Source organism: Novosphingobium malaysiense (genome assembly GCF_000802225.1).
Taxonomy (GTDB): Bacteria; Pseudomonadota; Alphaproteobacteria; order Sphingomonadales; family Sphingomonadaceae; genus Novosphingobium; species Novosphingobium malaysiense.
In genome coordinates this window covers 1,323,772-1,344,633 of the sequence record NZ_JTDI01000003.1, presented here as the reverse complement: position 1 = coordinate 1,344,633, position 20,862 = coordinate 1,323,772, and the positions used below count along the sequence as shown (strand labels likewise).

Genomic DNA, 20,862 nt, shown 5'->3' with positions numbered 1-20,862 from the left:
GCTAAACGTCCGTTCTAGCGGCGCCAACGGACGTCAACTTTGCTCCGGCACGATGTCCGAAATCAAGTTGAAGTGATCCGGAGAGGACGGTCTGGATAGGCCCAGTCCTTCCTTCCTTCCTTCCTTCCTTCCTTCCTATGGACCTGGGATGTCCGGCTTCGAATGTCCACTTCCAAGTGTGACGATTTAACCGCCGAGCAGCATGAGCGGGCGCGCCGCTACCCCGGTTGCGAATGACCAGTTCCGGCGTCAGCGGACATTCCAGCGACCGCATCGGAACGGCGCGACTTGGGTCGGCAGCCGCCGACAGAGCCGTCATTCCCTGCTTCGAGTTAGTTCGTTGAAACCTGCCCTACATTCATGCGGCGGATTTGGCTGAAACTGGGCCTTTGCAGACTGTCGGCTTCTAACAGATCGAAGCTGAAAAGCTGCCATTCGGCTCACGACTCAAATGGCAGATGTTCTCAGACTTGGCAGCTGTCACTAGTCTTCATCTCGATCTTGAACACGAGATCATATTCGGGCCGCGTCCCGCGCGACCAGTCGTCTTTCTTGAGCGAAATCGTGTGTGGAGCTCTCGCGAGTTCAAAATCTCCAAGCGCCTCGATCTTTCGCTCGATCTGCTTGGTCGGCGCTGAATTGCTCGCCTTGAGCAGGAGATAAAGCGCCGCCTGCGCAAACAACGCTCGCGCCTCGCCATCACCGTCCGGCGCATTGACGTTCAGTTTCAGCTTGAGCTGCTTTGCACAACTCGCTTCGCCCTCAATGTAATAAGCGATGTTGTTCCGAGGGAATCCCGTGCCAATAGGCTTGAGGTTGGTTTCTGCGAACCATCTTCCTTCATACCCCTGATGATAATCTCGCGTTTCGAGATCGAAGACCTGCATGAAGTCTTTTGCTGACCACGGCGACCAACCATCTTTCGGGTCGACTTCAGGCGGCGACTTCTCGCGCTTCAGAACCGCTTCTACATCTTTGAAGAGTTTACGTATCACCTCTTTCGTTTCGGGGCGCTCGCGCTGCATGACCCTTTGCCAGCGTTCGAGGTAGTCGAGATTGGTGCGACACCTGATGGCAGCCTGCCGCTTAGAGTACTTTAGGAGATTCTTATCTATCCAGAGCGACAGGCTGGCGAAGATCCTCTCATAGGTCATGTAGACACCAAGGCCGAACAGAAACGGGAGAAACAGCAGCGAGAGAAGGATCGGGATTATGAAGGCGCGAAGTGTATCGAGCCCATTGATATCCTCATATCCCGTCCATGTCTGCCAGAGGCTGAGGGCGAGATAAGACAGGCCTACGATCGCGAGGATCGCACCGAGCAGTTTTTCGACTGCCGCGTGTTCCTCCTTCATTTTCGCCATCTCGTGCATCAGCGTGATGAAGGTCAGGACCGGAAGCGCGACCAACTCGACTACAAGCGAGAAACTATGCAGTTCGATAATGAAGATGAGCACTGCCGTGACGTTTATGACGTCTCGAATGATCTTGCCCATGTGCCGCTTGTCTGACGCCAGCTTATGCGCCTCGAACATTGCTACCAGTGCGAATGTGATTGCCCAGGTGAGGATCGAGTAGATGAAATCGGTCGTCCAGATGCCGCGCCAATGCAGCAACCAGATTGTGCCCATGATGTAGAGCGCCGCTATGGCGACCACCCTGAGAATGACCGGTTGACAGAAGGCTTTGACAACGCCGCCTAGCGATTGCCGAATCTTCGGCATCGCTAGCATCCAGATCAAGAAAAGCCCGATCCAGATGAGTGTAGCAATCTCGCGATTGCTCAATTGCTTGAGAAGCTCGACCATTTCAATGATATTGGGCGCCTAGCCGTCAGCGCCTATCGTTCCTGCGCTTGCTTCACTGCCATCAGCTCGATGTGCTGGTCGGTGAGGTCTGCCGCTTCGTAGACATTAAGGGCGCGCTTCAGGACCGGAAGATTGATGAGGAAACGGGGCTCATCCATGCCATCGTTCCAGATGGCGGGAATGAGATAGTAGGCGCCGAACTGACGATACAACTCCAAGAACGTATCTAGATTGCGGTCGCTCGTGGCTTCCGTCACGAGCGACCGTGCTGTGAATCCGACAATTCGGCCGGATTCCATCTCTGCGCGGTCAGGGTTCGCGCTAATCTGGATCGAGTAATGAAAGTGATCGATGTTCGGTATTCGCCGGATGATTGAGAGGCGGATGATGTCACTTTCGTCATAGGGTCCAATGCGCTCGCGCCACCGTGCAAATATCTTGGTTGCAGCTGCTTCGTCCTCAAACAGCAGCGCGTAGAACGGCGGATATCCTTCCTCGTTTCCAAGGAACCCTGCGCCGCGCCAGTTTGCCGCGTCCCAAAGATGGAGATCGATGACGGTGCGGATACCATAATCTCGGTGGCTCTCGCCGCGCGGTTCACGCTCGCGAAGCTCGTCTCGCGATTTTCCAGATTGCTTTGCCACCAGGCCCTCGATGTCGATGCGTTCGATCTTGGGTCGTGTTCGCGGAGGATATGGCCGACAGTCCGTCTCGACGAGATCGGACACGCGCGTGAGGTATCGGGAGAATACGCGATGATAGCTGTTTGGCGACGTGGTCGCGATTGTCATCCGATCGATCGCCCGTTCCTCGCGCGTCAAGGCCGTCAGGACGTTCTCGACGTCAGGAACGATGCAGGTCGCATCCAGAAGCTGCGCGGCGATGCTCGGCCAGAGATCGCGGATGATCGCTTGTTCGCTAAACCGCGTTGGCGGCAATGATGTGGGCCATTGAAGCGAGCCCACCATATGGTCACGATCGATCGAGAATGCAGGCTGTTCGCACGTATCGTCCTCTGACACTTCGATCGTGAAATGCTCGGCATGCGGCATGATCCGATGCTCGATCGCGGTCGCGAGGAAGGCTTCGAGGCTGCTCAACAACATTTCGGCAACCAGAATGCCGTTGTCACTTCCAGGCGTACGGACATCGACCATCATGCCCAATATGCGTGTGGTGAAGCGCTGGGTCTTGCTCGTCTCATTGAGGATCGGGCTATTCTCGGGCCTTTGTGACCCGATCGGCTGGCTGAGCATCACTGAGAACTTTTGCGCCACACCTTCGGCCGTCTCGGCTTCGGGAATGCTACCATCACCGCGAAGGATGTCCTCATAGCCGAGTGCGTACAGCAACGCCGTACGCACAAGGAATATCTCGTTCTGCTCGAGCACATCCGGCCACTCGGCGAGGCGAGCCAGTTCGTCATCCGACAGGTTCAGTATCTGACTGCCAGCGCTGATTTCGAATTCTTCGATCTGCTTGCCAAATTGCGCGCGCGCTTCGTCGCTATAAGGAAGTCCTGCGACCACCCCCTTGAGCAGGGGAAGCGCGACGGCGATGTCTGGATAATGGCGAAGGTCAATGGACAGGCTGATCCAGATCTTCAGCAAAACGCCAAAACGGAGCGGAAGTCGGTCGCCTTCTTCGACCTCGATCAACATGGTGGAGATAGCGAAGATGCAGGTCGCTCGTGCTGCCCAAGACAACCCCGCACTGCGATACGCGATCGCCAGATGAGACAGTGCATCTTCGAGACTGTGGCTGTGTTCCTTCTTGGTGAGATGCAGGACGGCTTTCGAGAGCAGCCTGATCATCTCGAAATGCCTGGTCAGCTCAAGCTTCTTCGCGCGGCGCAGCAGGAGTAAAGCCCCTTGCGACTCACCTTTACGCTCCGCCACGAAATCCGCGAGTTTGTCGATCAATTCCGCGTAAGCGGGATCGTCTCCGGCCACCGCCTCCGCGGCCTCAATCAGATTTGCGACACGCTCCGCATCGAACTCTCCGAGCCCTTTGGCTCGATCGATAATGTCGGCGTAGCCGCGCCAAATGGCGGTCAGCGCATCGGCGTCCCTGCTCATCGCCGCCCAGTTCATTTCGATGTGTAGCAGTGCTGCGTCGGCCTCGAGCTGGTTGTTCGGCCGCTCGCCGTCTTCGCCCATAGGCGTCAGCAGCTCGGTGATCCTAGCGATGCGCTTGTCGAGCTGAATGGCTTGCCGGCCCGCGTGTCCGTGGAGGACCGCAGTGAACAGAAGTTGGCCCAGGTTGACGAGAAATCCGAGCGTTCGCGCGTGCGAGGCTTCGCTGGAGAGCGCTGCAATTGCGTCAAACTCATCGTTGAGAAAGGCGAAATCGTCGTACCACCAGACCGCCGTCCAGATGCGCTCGTACCGAGCTTCCACCCTCTGATGGAGGTTGCCATACTTGTCCGCGAGACGGATCGCGCGATCGAACCGCCCGTCAGTCTCGACCTTGGGCTTTTCCACTCCACGCGACAGCTTTGCCGCGACGAGGGCGTCAAGAACATGATCGCGGCCGATCCCCGGCCCGGAAGCCGCACGAGCCAGGTCTCGTTCGATTTCTTCAAGTTGCTGCAGGCGGGAATAGTCGGTCGGGCCAAGCTTGCTCTCGTCGGTGATTTCCTTGCCGACCCCGAGATAATTATAAGCAAGGTCCTTGCGCCCATGGTCGAGAACCTGCTCGATGACCCAGGTGCGGTCGTGGATCGTGATCGGAACACCGGTGCTTTGTGAAAGCTCGTCTTCAAGCGCCGCGCGCGCCTTCGATTTGATATACTGGCTCGTCACGCAAATGATGCGATCATAGCTGCGACCGGTCTTTATGAGCCCGTCGACATCCTCGCGAATCTTTCGCTTCCACTCCCCCTTCGCACTGAATGCAAAGCCCCAGCGTTCGCGGCCCGAATTGGCTTCGCCCTCGAAGAAGATATTGCTGAGTTCGTCGGCGACGGGAAAGCTCTCGCCATCGGCCTTGCTGTCGCCGCCGCCATCTGGACCGGTTTGCGCTCTAAGGTTAGGACAGATCGCGCGCTCGCAGAGTTTTCTGCAAAAAATCTCGAAGCCGTGAGTCTGGTTACGCCGGGTCAGGGTCTCAAGGTGATGATCGAAGACCGCTCTGTCGAGCTCATAGTCCGTCCGACCGGCGGTGTCGGAATAGATTTCTGGCCGCCTCTCCCGCAGGAACTGGGACGGCAGGATGCCGTGAGTATCATCGTCGCAATCAGTCGGGGCTGAAGTGCTCGCCATGGGAACAAGATTAGAACAGGTTCGCGCGTACGTCCATGCTACTGGCAACCGGATCGGGGCATTACCCTGTCATCAAGACGAACCTGGATACTCCTCGACGTCCAACAGCTGCTCCTGCATCTTGCCTTCGACGAAATAACCAAGGTCGCGGCGAATATCCTCGGCTTTTTGCGCCTCCTCCGCGGTCCAATCATCGGTGTCGAGATAAACCAGATCTTCCGACGATCCATCGCCGCCGGGGGCATCAAGGCCGATGCCGACAATGAAGCGTGCTTGCAGGCGAGCAGCCTTCGCGGCGTAGCAACGAAGAACCAGTTCCTGCGACCGCTGCGTTCGGTACTCTTCATATTGGTCGCGGCGCGCGCCAGGCCCCATCAGCAACACGTAGAGGACATTCGGATCCTGGGATGGAAGAATGGACCCGATCCAGCCGCCGCGCGCTCGCTCGGCGCGATCCTCGATCGCCTGTGACAGGATGCGTCTGTAGAACCGGCTTTCGCTTGCCATGACCCGAACGAGGCGCTCATGGTCTGCCATTGTCGTTTCGTTGCCGAACTGGAGTTCCTCGGCAAGATAGAGCCGGGTCACGCGATCGATTAGCCGGTCCCACAGACGATGGCGGCGGTTGAGTTCGCGGCCTTCCCGAAACGGCTGCTGTGCTTCCACCTGTCGCCAGAGATTTGGTTGAAGGACGAAATCCTGCTGGGCGTCGGGGAATGTGCGGCCATGATGGAGATAATAGGCTAGCAAGTCCGCTTCCGTCGGCGCCCCCTTGAATTTGCCTCCCGCCACAAGATCGGCTTTTGCATCGAGATATTCCACAAAGTCGCTGATGGTATCGAGCTCTCGCATCACCAAGGCGAGTGATTCTGCATCGAAGACGTGAAGGAAGCCGTGTGCTTCGGGCACGGTTCCGATGCGGAGTGGCGCCTCGTCGCCTGTGGCGGTAAAATCCAATCCGAGCATCGGCTGACCGGTTACGCGGCGGCAATGTCCCGCTGCACCTGTCGCGACGCAAATACGATGAATTTTGAGAGTGTCAGGAGGTGGCAGGTCGATGGGCAACGGTTCCGTTGCCTTGGCGTCGAGAAATATGCGGGTCGGCTGATTTCGAAGCCAGCGTTCGGCCTGTTGCACCTGATGGGCAGATTTTGCGATGGCACGCGAATACCAACGCTTCCAATCCAGTTCGGGATTATCCGTTTCTGGATAGGCGCAGCTTTTGTCCGAAAAGAGGAGGACGTCGTTGCGAAAGACGACCATGAGGTCGATCATTTCCTTCGCGGCCTTCTTGAACAGATTTGGGTATGTCCACAGCGCAAAGAACGATTGCTCGCATAGCGAGGCAAGAAGCACTTCGGACTCAGTCAGCCCTTCGGATTTTGTGAAGCGCATTCACCGTACCCTTGCTCAATTGTGCGTGAGGTGCCCGCAGGCCATCGCTTCCGTCAGCACGGCGTGCGCCTCTTTGACCAGCGCAAGGTCGCGATCCCACTGCCCCTCTGGTCCGCCTGTGAATTTTTCTCCGTGAAGAAAGCTATTCCGCACGCGACATACGCCTTGAACTATCAACTCGTGCACGTTGGTGAGCGGCGAGGTTTTCTCTGGTGACCAAGTCATGTCTGCCATCAGTCGACGCGGTGGATCGCCAATGAGCGTCTTGGCGATCGCCTTCTCGACTATATGCGCGAAAAAATCCGCGCCGAGATCGCTGGCGAATGAGTCCCAGTCCGCCTCGGCGACGTCCTTGTTCTTTCGAATATAGCCGGAGCGCTTGAGCGCATATTCCGTCCGCCCGAAATCAAGTGCGAACGCTTTGGCGGTTTCGTAGGAGTTTTTCATTGCGCCGCATATTTGGTGCAAGCCCCCCACTTCCCGCAAGCCTTAGGTAACAATTGCGATTTTAGCGCCTTGCGCTTCCCCGAAAGAGCCCAAAGAAGGCATGGGGCGGCGGGGTCACCAGCAGTTTGTCGGCCGGAATACTGCCGCAGAGCCGCCTGCCGCCCCGTCCCAAACATCTGCGAAGCCCGATCACCCTGCGAGACGTTCACGTGGCGGCGGATTTATCGCGTGACAGCGGGTCACGGACCGAATCGCCAACGCCATCTGTAGTTTACCATCGCATACAGTCGCGTTGAGCTTCGAAATATTGCGATGGGCATCTTGTGGCGTCTTAGAGCTGGCCTTTGATCCGCGCGAACTCTTGCCCGCTCGTGTCGTTGGTCGCCACAATATCATCCCATTCGAGCCGGATGACACTGGCATTCACGTCAGACTCGGCATGATTGTCGAGTGCGTCGTCGAGCTTGCGGAGCGTCTTCATGATGCTGTCCGCGCGCCTGACGTCCTTCACTTGCGTGCCGCCGAGCGTGATCATCGGGCCTCCGAGCATCGCACCGCCCCCTTGCGATGCGAGATAGGCGTCGAGCTTGTCGTGCATGATGCCCGAGACAGTGCCGTCGTCGAAACTGTCGTGGTCGCCGATCGTCAGGAAGAATGCTTGATCGGGCGTGATGCCGGCGAACAGCAATGGTCCCGAACGGGCCACACTGCCATCGGCCTGCTTGCCGCCGAGATGCAAATGGTGAGCATCGACGGTGACGCGCATCCGGTCTTTGCCGCGCCAGTTTCGTTTCACCCATTCGTCGTTCGACAACGCCGCCGTGGGAGGTGGCAGTTCGGCCGCATAGGCGTGCGTCCGAACCTGGGTCGAGAGATAGGGATTCATATCGTCGCCGACGCGGAAGGCGGCTTCGATGTTCGCGATTTCGGCGGCGTAGGCCGGATAATGGCTGGAGGCCGTGACCTCGGGCCAGATCACCACGTCGCGCGGGCGCGGGCGGATAAGCCGCGCCTGCCAGGACAGGTAAAGGATGATCACCTCGGACAGCGACTTGGCCGCGAGCTCGGTCTGCGCCGTCTGGTTCCGGGTCGGGATGCGGGCGGCGAGATCGGCCTTGAGCGCGGCGAGCCGGGGCGAGAGGTTTTCTGGATTGGTCACGGCGGGCGGATTCTTTCACGTCGAGAGGATGACACCATCGCCCGTTAGCATCTGGTCGCCAGCGATGGGAGGGCCGCGCTCACGGCTTCGACGCGGAACTTGCCGTCGTGCACGAGGCACGCATCGGAGAAGAGCGTCAGGTCGACGGGATTGGGCAAGCGCACGTCGGACAAATCGGGTTGCGCTTTGCCGCCGCGTTCGGACGCGCGATCGATCTGGGAATGGTGACGACGATTGACCTCGCCGCGCGCGCGAAGCTAACCTTCATAGGGATTGCGTCGGCGACATGCTAGCTGGTCGCATGAATAATGAAGAAGCACTATGCGAAGCCTTGGTCCGGCTGCTTGAGCACGAGTTCAAGGTGACTCGGTCCAATGTGACTTACCCGGAAAAGGATGGATCGGGTCCGCCGGTCGAGATGCGTTTGCGATTGGGCGACCGGCGCATTGCCATTGAGCACACGCTAGTCGAGCCATTCCCTCTCGCGATCCAGACGGGGAAAGAGTTTGGCGAACTGGCAGCGGAGATCGAAGCCAATCTCAACGGCAACATGCCAAAACCGGGCACGTACGTGCTACTTTTTCCTGTTCACCCAACCTTGGGGAAGCATCGGCGAACGCACGCCGAACTGCGCGAGAGGCTTTCGGCCTGGATCGTGGAGGCAGGCAAGCAGCTTCATGACGAGTGCCCGGAACGCAAGGATCGCCACCACCGCCCGAATGGATATCACGGATCGCGTTCTGACGAGATCGAAGGGATTCCTCTGAAGCTGACGCTGCGGGTGCACTGGAATGAATCCGGGCGTCACGATGGCGCTCTGTTCCTTTCACGAACGGTCGGAGAAGATGTCGAGAATCTGCGCCTTGAGCGAATGCGGACGGCACTCAAGAAAAAGCTGCCCAAGCTCTACGACTGTGCTCAGGAGGGAGACGCGACCTTCTTGATCCTCGAATGGTCAGATGTTGCACTCAGCAATCACATTTTCATTGCTGAGGCGCTCGAAGCGGCTCTCGCAGAGCGAGACGACTGGCCCGACTATGTCTTTCTAGCCGACACGGCGACCGATGAGTGGCACTTCTTCCGGCCCGTCATTGAGGGCCAATTCTCGATCGAGATGGAGTATATCGACATCGAAAGGCCTTAACCCAGCGAAGTGCCGGCAGCGAAGGCTCGATTACTGAAGGAGCTCCAAGTCTCGTGATTACGATTACCACCGTTGAAGGTCAGAAAGAACCGCGGCGTCGTCGCAATGTTATCACCCCTTTGAGCATCTCGGAGATCGAAGGTGGAGATCTTCAGGAAGGGCAGGATCTTGATTTCAAACGGCAGATCGACTTCAACAAACCAGAAACCAAGACGCGCTTGATCGATGACGTCGTCGCGTTCCTAAACCGCGGCCCGTCGCGCATAATTGTTGGGGTCGCAGAACGAGATGGCCGTTTCGACGGCTTCCGCCCGATGACCGACAACGCCGACAAGTTCACGCTTCGGGTTCAGACTTTGATCCAAGACGGCATCACCCCGACGCCTGCGGATGTCGAAGTGGTTCCGCTTCACATGGATGGCGGGTTCATTCTCGACATTCGGATACCCCGCCACCCGACCGGGCCGTTCATGAACCGACTGACCGGAGGATATCTGATCCGATCGGGCGTAAGGAATCTGCCTATCGATCCGGGGATGCTGCGCAGCCGGTTCGTCGACGAACTGCATTGGCTACGTACCCTCGATGAACTGACCGCGGAAGAAGATGCACGGCTGGCAGCCAACAACGTAGTCGCACCGGGACGAGCACTTCGCATTGGTATTCTTCCCCGCGATCACTTCGATCATTTGCGGCGGCCTTTCACGCAGGAAGACCATGTCCGATCGTCGGCGCCGAGCTTCAGTGAGGGCGCGCCAGGCTGGTTCAAAGTTTGCGAAGATGGGCACCAAGTCCTCAATCATGACTTCAATCAGCGTGGGATCGAACGGCTGTTCGTTCGTGACGACTGGTTCATCCACGCGCACGCCTCGTTTGCCCTTTATCAGACGAGTGGCGAAGGACGGCTCGCGCTTCGCGAGTTCGATCTGAGCGTCAAACGCTACCTGAAGGACCTCTCCGAGTTCCTCACGGAACAGGAGATCGAAGGGCCATTCGCCGTTACCCTGGCCTTGCAATCACTCGAGGAGACCGAGAACTTCGGTGCCTGGTTTCGGAACACAACCACCGTTCGCACGCTCCGGCCGCAGATCGTTTCGTTCGTCGATGACGAGACATTAATCGCGGATTTCCTTCGCCGGGTGCGTCAGGCTTCGGTGTATGGCTAGCCAATGAGAACGTCCCTCCAGTCCGAATACCAAGATCATCACCGCGGTCGCGGCGCCGTGTCCCTAGTCGCAGGCGAGTAGGGCCCAATATGGCTAAGAACGGACGCCGCCGGCTCAAGTCGCAACGCGACAAGCGTCGTGATGTACGCGCTGCGACCCCACCCGCGATACCACCGCGCGAAGAGGCCGACATCCTCGCCGAGCTGCAGCAACTCTGCCGGACGCCCGGCTTCGCCCATGTGGTCGCGCACGTCATCGTTCGTGATAATTTCATTTTCTACCAGGACGAGATGAAGCCGGAAGATATGGCGCATCTCTTTGGCTTCAAACGGCTAATCCGTACCGAGGTCGCGACGTTGATCGGATACATGATCCAAGGTGGGATAGAGGTCTTCGATTCGTTGCCCGACAATCCCGCGGCGCTCCTAGCGAGGGTTGAGGCATTGCTCGAGGAGCTCCACCGCCGGCTGAGCTGGTCCATGTTCGGCGATGGGTTCGAGAATTTTCTAGCCGTCCGCGGGAAGGCCGAAACGCTTCGCGAACCGATCTTCTATGGTGGCGAGTCCGCGTTCAACTTCCAGTATCGCGACTTCGCGATCGACAAATACAGGACGGATAACACTTGGCTCGAAACCAATCGCGGTTTTGCGATCGAGGACGCGGCGGCGATCATCGATGCGTGCCTCGCCCTCACCGAGGAACAGGTTACTGACCGATGGAAGACAGCGGACCGCGATGATCCGTCGACTTGGTCGCTTCTTCCCGGTTTTATCGTCTCGAAAGCCGATCTGATCGCGCGCAGCGGAGTGCCCGAGAAGCGGGCTGCAGCGATCATTGCGGCGTTCTCGACCCCGCTTGGCGACAACGTTGAGTTCATCGCGCTCAACGACTATAATCGTGCCGTCTCGACGCCGTTGATCATGCTCGATGATGACCACTACGCGGTCTTGCAGCATTATGCGCCGGTCGAGGCGCTCTACGAAGCTCCGATGTATTGGATGTTTGCGGACAAGGCATATCGGGCGACCGCGGCAACACATCGGGGCGACTTCACCGAAGCTTTCACCCATCAGCGGCTGATAGATGTCTTCGGCCGGGAGAATGTGCATCGTGGCCTCAATCTCGACCGCGCGAAGGGCGACCGGATCGGCGAGATCGACATCCTTGTCGAATTCGGCGGTCGGCTCCTGTTGGTTCAGGCCAAGTCGAAACGGCTCACGATCGAGGCGCGGAGGGGCAACGAGCGCAGTTTGCGACGCGACTTCCAAGGCGCGGTGCAGGATGCGTATGATCAGGCTCAGATCTGCGCCGAGGCGCTGTTTGATCCGAGCACGTCAATCACGCTCGCCGACGGCACGGTCGTAACACTTCGGCATTCACCGCAGAAAATTTACCCCATCTGCCTTGTCTCCGACCACTATCCCTCATTGGTTTTCCAGACCGATCGCTTCCTGAAGAAGCGAAACATCGACCGCGTCGCCCAGCCCATTGTCACCGATATTTTCGCCCTTGATGCCATTGCAGAACTGCTCGATCGTCCAGTGCGGTTTCTCGGCTATTGCGAGATGCGGGACCGGTTCGGAGAACGACTGATCTATTCTCACGAACTGGTGCTGCTTGCTCGTCATGTCCGGCAAAATCTCTGGATCAGCGAAGACATCGGCGGGATGATGCTGGACGACAACATCACCGGGTCAATCGAGATCGCCATGCTGGCCAGGCGGCGCGGCATCGCCGGAGAGAAGACGCCGAAGGGGCCGCTCACGGCCTTCGCTGGGACCGCATTCGACGGTATGCTGAAACGCATCGAGGAACGCCCCGAACCGCCGCTGGTCGACTTGGCACTCTATATGCTCGAAGCAAGCGGTAACTCGATTAAGGCTTATAATGAGGGCGTAGGCTTGATCACAACTCAGACGGTCGCCGACATGCGGCAGCACGACTTCAGCTTCGCAATGGGCGGCGAAGGATTGACCGTACATAGCAGCTATGAACCGCCACGGCAGGTTCGTGACCGGCTGGAAGCCCATGTGGAAGCGCGCAAATATGCCTGCAAGGCCAACCGTTGGTTCGGATTGTTTGTCGACCCGGCAAATGGCTTGCCCCTGGTCGGCCTCGCGCTGGCGTTTCCATGGGAATACGACCCGCTTCGCGCGGAGCTCGCGCGCGATTTGCCGCCGGATGCCCGGTCGCGCATTCCAAAAAAATTGGAGGGCTTTCAGCGCACCCGAACGCGGCGCAAGATCGGTCGAAACGATCCTTGTTTCTGCGGAAGTGGACGCAAGTATAAGAAGTGTTGCGGGCCGTGACTGGCGCAATCGCGGTCCGGCGCGAACAGCTCATCGCGCGGAAGTGAGTTTGAAGGTGAAAAGGCCCGCCGATCATGGCGGTGCCTCAGTCATGCTCTGGGCAGCGGACATTCCGGAACGTCTACCTCAGCAACCGATCTACCTGCGTCTTGTCACTGTCCGCTTTCGGATCGCTGTCGAAAGTCAACTTACGACCAATATGGGGCGCAAAGCTGACACGCTGGTTCGCCGACTGGAACATCAGCTATCCCAATCCGCACTCCTAAAAGGAGACGTTCCGGATTGTCCGGCATAGCGGACATCGCACCGCCGAGAGATGTCAGAGCATCTTCGAAAATTCAGTCACCGTGGATTCCCATTGGGCCGAGGTCTTGAGGGAAGAGGGAAGGGTGGCCGTGGATGCGACTGTCTGAAGGATCGCTGGTGATGTCGAAGCAGCGCAGCCGCTCAACCAGCTGCCGGGCAATCTCACCGATCGCCATGTGGCGTCGCCGCCGGTCTGAATCCGACAAGCCAATGAGCAGGGAAGGGGCAGCGGTCGCGAGCGCGACCTCGAGGTGCAGGGACAGAATCTCGTCGTCGACTCGGAGCATGAGTGAAGTAGAACAAATAAGGAACACAGAGTCAATCTCTGCGCTTTGTTAGGCAAAGTGGCGGTAAAAAGGTACCTACTGGCGGTGAAAAGGCAGTGTTCGGACATGCCGCCCCGATGCGACTCTTCCGGCTCCTGAGGACGACCCGTCCGCCGGAAGGAGCCAGAGACGATGACACCGACGAAGTTGCTCATCGGCCAGATAGTGCTGGTCTTCGCGATCGTCGTACTGGGCATCTGGGCCGCAACGCAGTGGGCCGCCGCCATGCTCGGCTATCAGGCGCAGCTCGGTCCAGCATGGTTCACGCTGATTGGCTATCCGGTGTACCGGCCGTGGGCGATCTTTCCCTGGTGGTTCCACTACAACGCCTATGCACCCAAGGTCTTCGACAAGGCAGGGGCTTTGGGCGGCGCCAGCGGCTTTCTTGGCTGCGCCTCAGCGATCGCAGGCTCGCTCTGGCGCGCCCGGCAATCGCGCGATGTCACGACTTACGGCTCAGCCCGGTGGGCCTCGCAGCGCGAGATCGAGCGTGCTGGCCTTCATCGCGACGCCGGAGTGTTCCTGGGCCGCTTCAATGGCCGCTATCTGCGTCATGACGGCCCCGAACACGTCATGGCCTTCGCGCCCACACGTTCTGGCAAGGGTGTCGGTCTCGTGGTGCCGACACTGCTGAGCTGGACCGGTTCCGCCGTCATTCACGACATCAAGGGCGAGAACTGGCAGCTGACGGCAGGCTGGCGCGCGCGGTTCAGCCATGCACTGCTGTTCAATCCCACCGACGCAAATTCCGCCCGGTACAATCCCTTGCTGGAAGTTCGGCGCGGGACGCATGAAGTGCGCGACGTTCAGAACATCGCTGACATCCTCGTAGATCCCGAAGGTGCGCTCGAGAGGCGCAACCATTGGGAGAAGACCAGCCACGCGCTGCTGGTCGGTGCCATCCTGCATGTCCTCTACGCCGAGGAAGAAAAGACGCTGGCCCGCGTCGCCACATTCCTCTCCGATCCGCAGCGACCGTTCTCCGAAACCCTCAAGCGGATGATGGCGACCAATCACCTCGGCACCAGGAACCATCCGCAGGTCCATCCGGTGGTCGCCTCGGCCGCGCGTGAAGTGCTCAACAAGAGCGACAACGAGCGCTCCGGCGTGCTCTCGACCGCGATGTCGTTCCTCGGGCTCTATCGCGATCCGACGGTGGCCCAGGTGACCTCGCGCTGCGACTGGCGCATCGCCGATCTCACGCAGGCCGATCATCCTGTTTCGCTCTACCTCGTCATTCCGCCCTCGGACATAAGCCGTACCAAGCCGCTGGTCCGGCTGGTGCTCAACCAGATCGGCCGCCGCCTGACCGAAACGCTCGATGGTGCAGGGAAGGGTGCCCGCAAGCACCAGCTCCTGATGATGCTCGACGAGTTTCCGGCGCTGGGCCGCCTCGACTTCTTCGAGACCAGTCTCGCCTTCATGGCCGGCTACGGCGTGCGTGCCTTCCTTATCGCGCAAAGCCTCAACCAGATCGAAAAGGCCTATGGCGAGCACAACAGCATCCTCGACAACTGCCACGTGCGCGTCGCCTTCGCGACCAACGACGAGCGAACCGGGCGGCGGATCTCCGATGCGCTCGGCATGGCGACCGAACAGCGCGCGATGCGCAACTATGCCGGGCACCGCCTCGCGCCCTGGCTCGCGCACGTCATGGTCAGCCGCCAGGAAACGGCACGTCCGCTCCTGACCCAGGGCGAAGTGATGCAGCTGCCCCCGCAGGACGAACTGGTGCTCATCTCCGGGATGGCGCCGATCCGGGCGCAGAAGCTGCGCTACTACGAAGACGAGAACTTCAAGCCGCGCCGCCTGGCACCGCCTAACCTCGACTGGATGCGTGCAGCGACGAACCCGGCACAGGTGGGAGAAGTCGGCTATCGCGACCGTCCCGAACCTCGCTCCGACGACTGGCATGATCGGCTGCGCATGCCCGATGTCCGGCTTTCCCGGACGGTACCTTCAGAAAAGACCGAGGAAGATGGCGGGCTGCAGCAGCAGCGTGCGCCGGAGATCGCCCAGGAGGCACCGGCAAAGCCCCCGAAGCCGGTGCAACTCGATCTGCTCGGTTTCGATTCCGACGATGCCGATCCCGCTTCGGACAAGCGCGTCATGGACCGCGCCCAGCCGGCCAATGCGATTACCCGGGCCCACGCCATCAATGAAGGGCGCGGTCACGACGCGCTGCCGAGCTTCTGATGGCAGCGCCTGTGAAACCCGATCGCGTGCGCTATCAGCTCTTCCTGCCCCGCGAGCTCAGCCAAAGGCTGGAAGCGCTTGCCGCCAGGCCCGGCGCGACCAAGTCGGCGATCCTGGCCGACGCCCTGACCACATGGCTCGACCGGCAGGCTGCGAGCGAGCTTGAGAACCGCTTTTCCCGGCGCCTTGATCGCATGTCGATGGCTTTGGGCAGGATCGAGCGTGACGGACATGTCCTGCTCGAGAGCCTCGCGCTGTTCATCCGCTATGAACTCATGGTCCAGGCGCCTCTCGCCGAAGCGGATGACGCCGGGCGCGCCATCGGGCGCGACCGCTTCAATGCCTTCGTCGCCCGTGTCGGCGAGGCAATGGCCGCGGGCCGGCGCACGCTGGGCGAACCTGACGATCACCATAAGGACCCTCGCTCATGAGCCACGTCCCTGCATCCTGCGGGTCATCCACCGTGTCCGCCGAGCGCCGCCGTTCCATGCTGCGCACCGCCATGGGACCCGGCATTGCCACTGCGCTTGCCGACAGCGCCGTCATCGAGATCATGGTCAATCCCGACGGAGCGCTCTGGCTCGACCGCCTGGGGGAAGGGCGCGCCGATACCGGAACCCGTTACGATGCCGCGCAGATCGAACGCATCATCCGGCTTGTCGCCAGTCATGCCCGGACCGAGGTCCATGCCGCGACACCGATTGTCTCGGCCGAGCTGCCGCCGCACGGGGAGGGCGCAGGGGAACGCTTCGAAGGCGTGCTGCCCCCGGTCAGCCTCGGCCCCTGCTTTTCGATCCGCAAGCCCGCGGCGCGGATCTACCGGCTCGCCGATTACGTCGCAGACGGATTGATGGCGGACGAGACCGCGCAGGTTCTCGGCGAGGCCGTGGCGGCCCGCAGGAACGTGCTGATCGCGGGCGGGACAAGCTCGGGCAAGACCACCCTTGCCAATGCGCTCCTCGCCGAACTGGCGAGCCGCGACGATCGGGTGATCCTCATCGAGGATACCCGCGAACTGCAATGCGCGGCGCCCGATGTCGTCGCGCTGCGTACGCGGCCCGGCAGCGTGACCATGGCCGACCTCGTACGCTCGACCCTGCGCCTGAGGCCCGATCGTATCGTCGTTGGCGAAGTGCGCGGCCGCGAGGCGCTCGACATGCTCAAGGCCTGGAACACCGGCCATCCCGGCGGCATCGCCACCGTGCATGCCAATTCGGCTGAGGCGGCCCTCTACCGGCTTGAACAGCTCGTCCAGGAAGCGGTCGTGGCCGTGCCGCGCCAGCTCATCGCCGAGGCCATCGATCTCGTCGTGTTCATCTCCGGGCGCGGCCTTGGCCGGCGCGTCGAGACGATCGCGCATGTGGCCGGGCTCGAGCCCGGCGGCGGCTTCGCCCTCCACAGCCTTTCCCCCGAAGTCCTTCCCCCCAGCAAAGGAGACTGACCCCATGCGTACCTCTTTCTGCCGCCGCCGTTCGTCGATCCTGGTGGCGTCCACGTTCGCGCTGAGCCTTGGCCTTTCGACAAACGCATGGGCGGCCGGTTCCGGCATGCCGTGGGAGGAGCCGCTCCAGCAGATCCTCGAGTCCGTCCAGGGGCCGGTGGCCAAGATCGTGGCCGTCATGATCATCATCGTGACGGGCCTCACCCTGGCATTCGGCGAGACGGCAGGCGGCTTTCGGCGCCTGATCCAGATCGTCTTCGGCCTCTCGATCGCCTTTGCCGCCTCGAGCTTCTTCCTCTCCTTCTTCAGCTTTGGCGGCGGAGCGCTGGTCGCATGACCTTGGCAGCGTCTTCGCGTTTCGGCTCCGGCGGCGGTGAACACGCCGCCGGATTCGAGGCCCCGCTCCACCGCGCCCTGGTCGAGCCGATCCTGCTCGGCGGTGCGCCGCGCGCGATCGCTATCCTCAACGGGACGCTCGCTGCGGCGCTCGGGCTGGGACTCCAGCAATGGCTCGCTGGCCTGGTGTTCTGGATGCTCGGCCACACGCTCGCCGTCTTCGCGGCAAGGCGCGACCCCGATTTCGCGGCCGTGCTGGTCCGCCACCTTCGCCACAAGCCTGTTCTCAGCGCCTGACCCCGGGAGGCCCGATCCCATGTTCGCCCTTCATGAATACCGGCAGCGAGCCGACCGGCTTGCCGACCATCTCCCTTGGGCAGCGCTGATCGCGCCGGGCGTGATCCTCAACAAGGACGGCAGCTTCCAGCGCACCGTGCGCTTCCGCGGACCCGACCTGGAATCCGCGACCGAAGCCGAACTGGTCTCGGCCTGCGCGCGGGCCAACAATGTCCTGCGGCGTTTCGGATCGGGCTGGGCGCTCCACATCGAGGCCGAGCGCTGCGAGGCGCTCGAATATCCCGAAAGCCGGTTTCCCGACCCGGCCTCCTGGCTCGTCGATCAGGAGCGGCGCGCCGCGTTCGAAAGTGCGGGCGCGCATTTCGAGAGCCGCTATTACCTGACGCTCACGTTCCTGCCTCCACCCGATCAGGTCGATGCGGCGGGGCGCACCCTGATCGAACGCAGCGAGGACGTGCAGGGCCGCGACTGGCGCCAGGCGCTTGCCGCCTTCGTCGCCGAAACCGACCGGGCCTTCGACCTGCTCACCGGTTTCATGCCCGAGATTACGCCGCTCGGCGATGCCGAAACCCTGACCTATCTTCACAGTGCGATCTCGGCCCGGCGGCACCCTGTCGCGGTGCCCGAAACGCCGATGTACCTCGACGGCATTCTCGCCGACACGACGCTGACCGGGGGCCTCGAGCCGATGCTGGGCGACCGGCATCTGCGCACGCTCACGATCACGGGGTTTCCGAACCTCAGCCGGCCCGGGATCCTCGACGCGCTCAATCACCTGGGGCTGCCGTACCGCTGGGTCACCCGCTTCATCGCGCTCGACAAGACCGATGCGACCAAGGCTCTGACGAAGCTGCGGCGGCAGTGGTTCAACAAGCGCAAGTCGGTCACCGCGCTCCTGCGCGAAGTCCTCTACAACCAGCCCGTCCAGCTCACCGATTCCGACGCCGACAACAAGACCGCCGATGCCGATCTCGCCCTTCAGGCACTCGGGGGCGATCACGTTGCCTTCGGGTACCTGACGACGACGATCACGGTGACGGACGAGGACCGCTCCCGGGTCGAGGACAAGCTGCGCGCCATCGAACGGGTCGTCGGCGGCCTAGGCTTCACTGTCATCCGAGAGAGCGTCAATGCCGTCGAGGCCTGGCTCTCGAGCCTACCGGGCCATGTCTACGCCAACGTTCGCCAGCCGCTCGTTCACACGCTGAACCTCGCGCACCTGATGCCGCTCTCCTCGGTCTGGGCAGGGCCGTCACGAAACGCGCATCTCGGCGGACCGCCATTGCTTCATGCCAGCACCAGCGGTTCGACCCCTTTCCGTCTCTCTAGTCATGTGGGCGATGTCGGTCACATGCTGATCGCCGGGCCGACGGGGGCGGGAAAATCGGTGCTTCTCGCGCTGCTTGCCCTGCAGTTCCGGCGCTATCCGGGGAGCCAGGTCTGCATTTTCGACAAGGGTTTTTCCGCCCGCGCCGCTGTCCTTGCCATGGGCGGCACGCACCACGCCCTGGGTCTTGGCGGGGAGGGCGAGGAGACGCTTGCCTTCCAGCCCCTGCGCCATATCGACCGTTCCGCGGAACGTGCCTGGGCTGCCGAATGGATCGCGGCCTTGCTCGCCCACGAGAAGGTGCTGGTCACGCCCGAGATCAAGGAGGCGCTGTGGTCCGCGCTGACCAGCCTCGCCTCGGCGCCGGCCGTGGAGCGCACGCTGACGGGCCTTTCCCTGTTGCTGCAGTCGCAGGTGCTGCGCTCGGCGCTCGCGCCCTATACGCTCGAAGGTCCGTTTGGAGCCTTGCTCGATGCGGCCGGGGACGATCTTGCCCATGCCGACGTGCAGTGCTTCGAGACCGAGGCGCTGATGGGGCAGGAAAGCGCCGTCGCGCCGGTTCTGACCTACCTCTTCCACCGCCTCGAGGAGCGCTTTACCGGCCGGCCCACGCTGCTCATTCTCGACGAGGCCTGGGTCTTCCTCGATCATCCACTGTTCGCGGCACGGATCCGCGAATGGCTCAAGGTCTTGCGCAAGAAGAACGTCGCGGTCGTGTTCGCGACCCAGAGCCTTGCCGACATCGCAGGCTCCGCCATCGCGCCCGCCGTGATCGAAAGCTGCCCGCAGCGAATTCTTCTCCCCAACGACCGGGCGATCGAACCCCAGTCGCGCGAGGCCTACGCCCGCTTCGGGCTCAATGAACGCCAGATCGAGCTGATCAGCCGCGCCGCGCCCAAGCGCCACTATTACCTCCAGTCCGCCCGGGGCAACCGGCTCTTCGAGCTTGGCCTGGGCGATGTCGCCCTTGCCCTGTGCGGCGCCTCCGATCCCGACAGCCAGAAGCGCATCGATGCCCTGCTGGCCACGCATGGGGAAGCGGATTTCGCGGCCCGGTTCCTCGCCGAGGCGGGGCTCGACTGGGCTGCCGGTCTCCTCGCCGGTTTCCCGGCGCCCGTTTCCTCATCCCCCGATTCCCGGCCTCCATCCCCCCCGAAGAAAAGGAGTGTTCTCCCGTGAAGACCAGACTTGTGTCCGTCCTCCTGTCCGCGACCGCAACGACAGGGCTCCTTGCCCTGGTCGCGCTGCCGGCCGCGCCTGCCAGGGCCTTCATCGTGTTCGATCCCAGCAACTACGCGCAGAACGTGCTCACCGCTGCGCGCACGCTCAAGGAGATCAACAACCAGATCCGCTCGCTGCAGAACGAAGCGCAGATGCTGGTCAACCAGGCGAAGAACCTCACCCGCATCGACTTCCCCCAGCTTCAGGAACTGCAGCAGAAGCTTCAGCAGATCGAGCAGCTGATGGACCAGGCCCAGGGGTTGAACTTTCGGGTGGAGGACCTCGACAGCCAGTTTCGCGCGCAGTTTCCGGACAGCTTCAGCCAGCTTGCGCAGCACGATACCCGTCTTGCCTCTGCGAAGGCGCGCCTCGACACGGCCATGGCCTCGTTCCGCCAGACGATGGGGCTCCAAAGCCAGATCGTCGAGAACGTGCGCAGCGACACCCAGACGCTGACGGCGCTGGCGCAGAAGAGCCAGGACGCCGAAGGGGCGCTGCAGGCGGGTCAGGCGACGAACCAGCTTCTCGCTCTCGCCGCCAAGCAGCAGATGCAGATCGAAACGCTCATGGCTGCCCAGTTCCGGGCCGATGCGATCGAACAGGCGCGCCGCGGCCAGACCGAACGCGAGGCGCGCGAGGCGACGATCCGCTTCCTCGGGGACGGGACGGCCTACACGCCGAAGTGATGCGAACAGCGCAGTGATCCCTTGGAGCGGCGCCG

The 20,862-nt window shown here is 61.2% G+C and carries 16 protein-coding genes; 10 read left to right on the top strand and 6 right to left on the bottom strand.

Annotation, left to right across the window (positions count from 1 at the left end):
- Positions 1-464: 464 nt before the first annotated feature.
- The 5 genes from LK12_RS14280 to LK12_RS14260 form a co-directional block, all read right to left on the bottom strand.
- Positions 465-1,808: a hypothetical protein gene (locus LK12_RS14280; protein WP_039284928.1), complete on the bottom strand. Its 1,344-nt coding sequence runs from the start codon at positions 1,806-1,808 to the stop codon at positions 465-467.
- 32 nt (positions 1,809-1,840) lie between these two features.
- Positions 1,841-5,071: a hypothetical protein gene (locus LK12_RS14275; protein WP_052223399.1), complete on the bottom strand. Its 3,231-nt coding sequence runs from the start codon at positions 5,069-5,071 to the stop codon at positions 1,841-1,843.
- A 72-nt stretch (positions 5,072-5,143) separates the two neighbouring features.
- Entirely contained in the window at positions 5,144-6,466 is a 1,323-nt protein-coding gene (locus LK12_RS14270; RefSeq protein WP_039284922.1) for a hypothetical protein, read from the bottom strand.
- Between the two features lie 15 nt (positions 6,467-6,481).
- Entirely contained in the window at positions 6,482-6,913 is a 432-nt protein-coding gene (locus LK12_RS14265; RefSeq protein ID WP_039284920.1) for a hypothetical protein, read from the bottom strand.
- Between the two features lie 331 nt (positions 6,914-7,244).
- Positions 7,245-8,072, bottom strand: a complete 828-nt coding sequence (locus LK12_RS14260; protein WP_039284919.1) for a hypothetical protein — start codon at positions 8,070-8,072, stop codon at positions 7,245-7,247.
- A 301-nt stretch (positions 8,073-8,373) separates the two neighbouring features.
- Here LK12_RS14260 and LK12_RS14255 point away from each other — a divergent pair, with 301 nt between their 5' ends.
- The 3 genes from LK12_RS14255 to LK12_RS25185 all read left to right on the top strand — a co-directional run bounded on the left by LK12_RS14255 (position 8,374) and on the right by LK12_RS25185 (position 12,691).
- Complete coding sequence (locus LK12_RS14255) at positions 8,374-9,216, top strand: hypothetical protein (protein WP_039284916.1); 843 nt, start codon at positions 8,374-8,376, stop codon at positions 9,214-9,216.
- A 53-nt stretch (positions 9,217-9,269) separates the two neighbouring features.
- Positions 9,270-10,382: an AlbA family DNA-binding domain-containing protein gene (locus LK12_RS14250; RefSeq protein WP_197063527.1), complete on the top strand. Its 1,113-nt coding sequence runs from the start codon at positions 9,270-9,272 to the stop codon at positions 10,380-10,382.
- Positions 10,383-10,861: 479 nt separating this feature from the next.
- On the top strand, positions 10,862-12,691 hold the full coding sequence (locus LK12_RS25185) for a YecA family protein (protein ID WP_407938163.1): 1,830 nt from the start codon (positions 10,862-10,864) through the stop codon (positions 12,689-12,691).
- A 338-nt stretch (positions 12,692-13,029) separates the two neighbouring features.
- On the opposite strand, the gene LK12_RS14240 is transcribed toward LK12_RS25185, so the two are convergent.
- Positions 13,030-13,284 carry a hypothetical protein gene (locus tag LK12_RS14240; RefSeq protein WP_039284912.1) on the bottom strand — a complete coding sequence of 85 codons (255 nt, stop codon included), beginning with the start codon at positions 13,282-13,284 and terminating at the stop codon, positions 13,030-13,032.
- A gap of 171 nt (positions 13,285-13,455) precedes the next feature.
- Here LK12_RS14240 and LK12_RS14235 point away from each other — a divergent pair, with 171 nt between their 5' ends.
- Genes LK12_RS14235 through trbJ form a run of 7 tightly spaced genes read left to right on the top strand, consistent with a single transcriptional unit; the run spans position 13,456 to position 20,827 of the window.
- Positions 13,456-15,519: a conjugal transfer protein TraG gene (locus LK12_RS14235; protein ID WP_039284910.1), complete on the top strand. Its 2,064-nt coding sequence runs from the start codon at positions 13,456-13,458 to the stop codon at positions 15,517-15,519.
- Positions 15,519-15,950, top strand: coding sequence for a hypothetical protein (locus LK12_RS14230; RefSeq protein ID WP_039284908.1), 432 nt, complete (start codon positions 15,519-15,521; stop codon positions 15,948-15,950). Before LK12_RS14235 ends, LK12_RS14230 begins: the two co-directional genes overlap by 1 nt.
- Complete coding sequence (trbB, locus tag LK12_RS14225; protein ID WP_039284907.1) at positions 15,947-16,960, top strand: P-type conjugative transfer ATPase TrbB; 1,014 nt, start codon at positions 15,947-15,949, stop codon at positions 16,958-16,960. Before LK12_RS14230 ends, trbB begins: the two co-directional genes overlap by 4 nt.
- A gap of 4 nt (positions 16,961-16,964) precedes the next feature.
- Positions 16,965-17,297, top strand: coding sequence for a TrbC/VirB2 family protein (locus LK12_RS14220; RefSeq protein ID WP_039284905.1), 333 nt, complete (start codon positions 16,965-16,967; stop codon positions 17,295-17,297).
- Positions 17,294-17,593: a VirB3 family type IV secretion system protein gene (locus tag LK12_RS14215; RefSeq protein WP_039284903.1), complete on the top strand. Its 300-nt coding sequence runs from the start codon at positions 17,294-17,296 to the stop codon at positions 17,591-17,593. Before LK12_RS14220 ends, LK12_RS14215 begins: the two co-directional genes overlap by 4 nt.
- Positions 17,594-17,612: 19 nt before the next feature.
- The gene (gene trbE / locus LK12_RS14210) at positions 17,613-20,099 is read left to right on the top strand and encodes a conjugal transfer protein TrbE (RefSeq protein ID WP_039284901.1); all 2,487 of its coding nucleotides are present in this window, start codon (positions 17,613-17,615) and stop codon (positions 20,097-20,099) included.
- On the top strand, positions 20,096-20,827 hold the full coding sequence (gene trbJ / locus LK12_RS14205; protein ID WP_039284899.1) for a P-type conjugative transfer protein TrbJ: 732 nt from the start codon (positions 20,096-20,098) through the stop codon (positions 20,825-20,827). The genes trbE and trbJ overlap by 4 nt, the downstream gene beginning before the upstream one ends.
- Positions 20,828-20,862 lie beyond the last annotated feature (35 nt).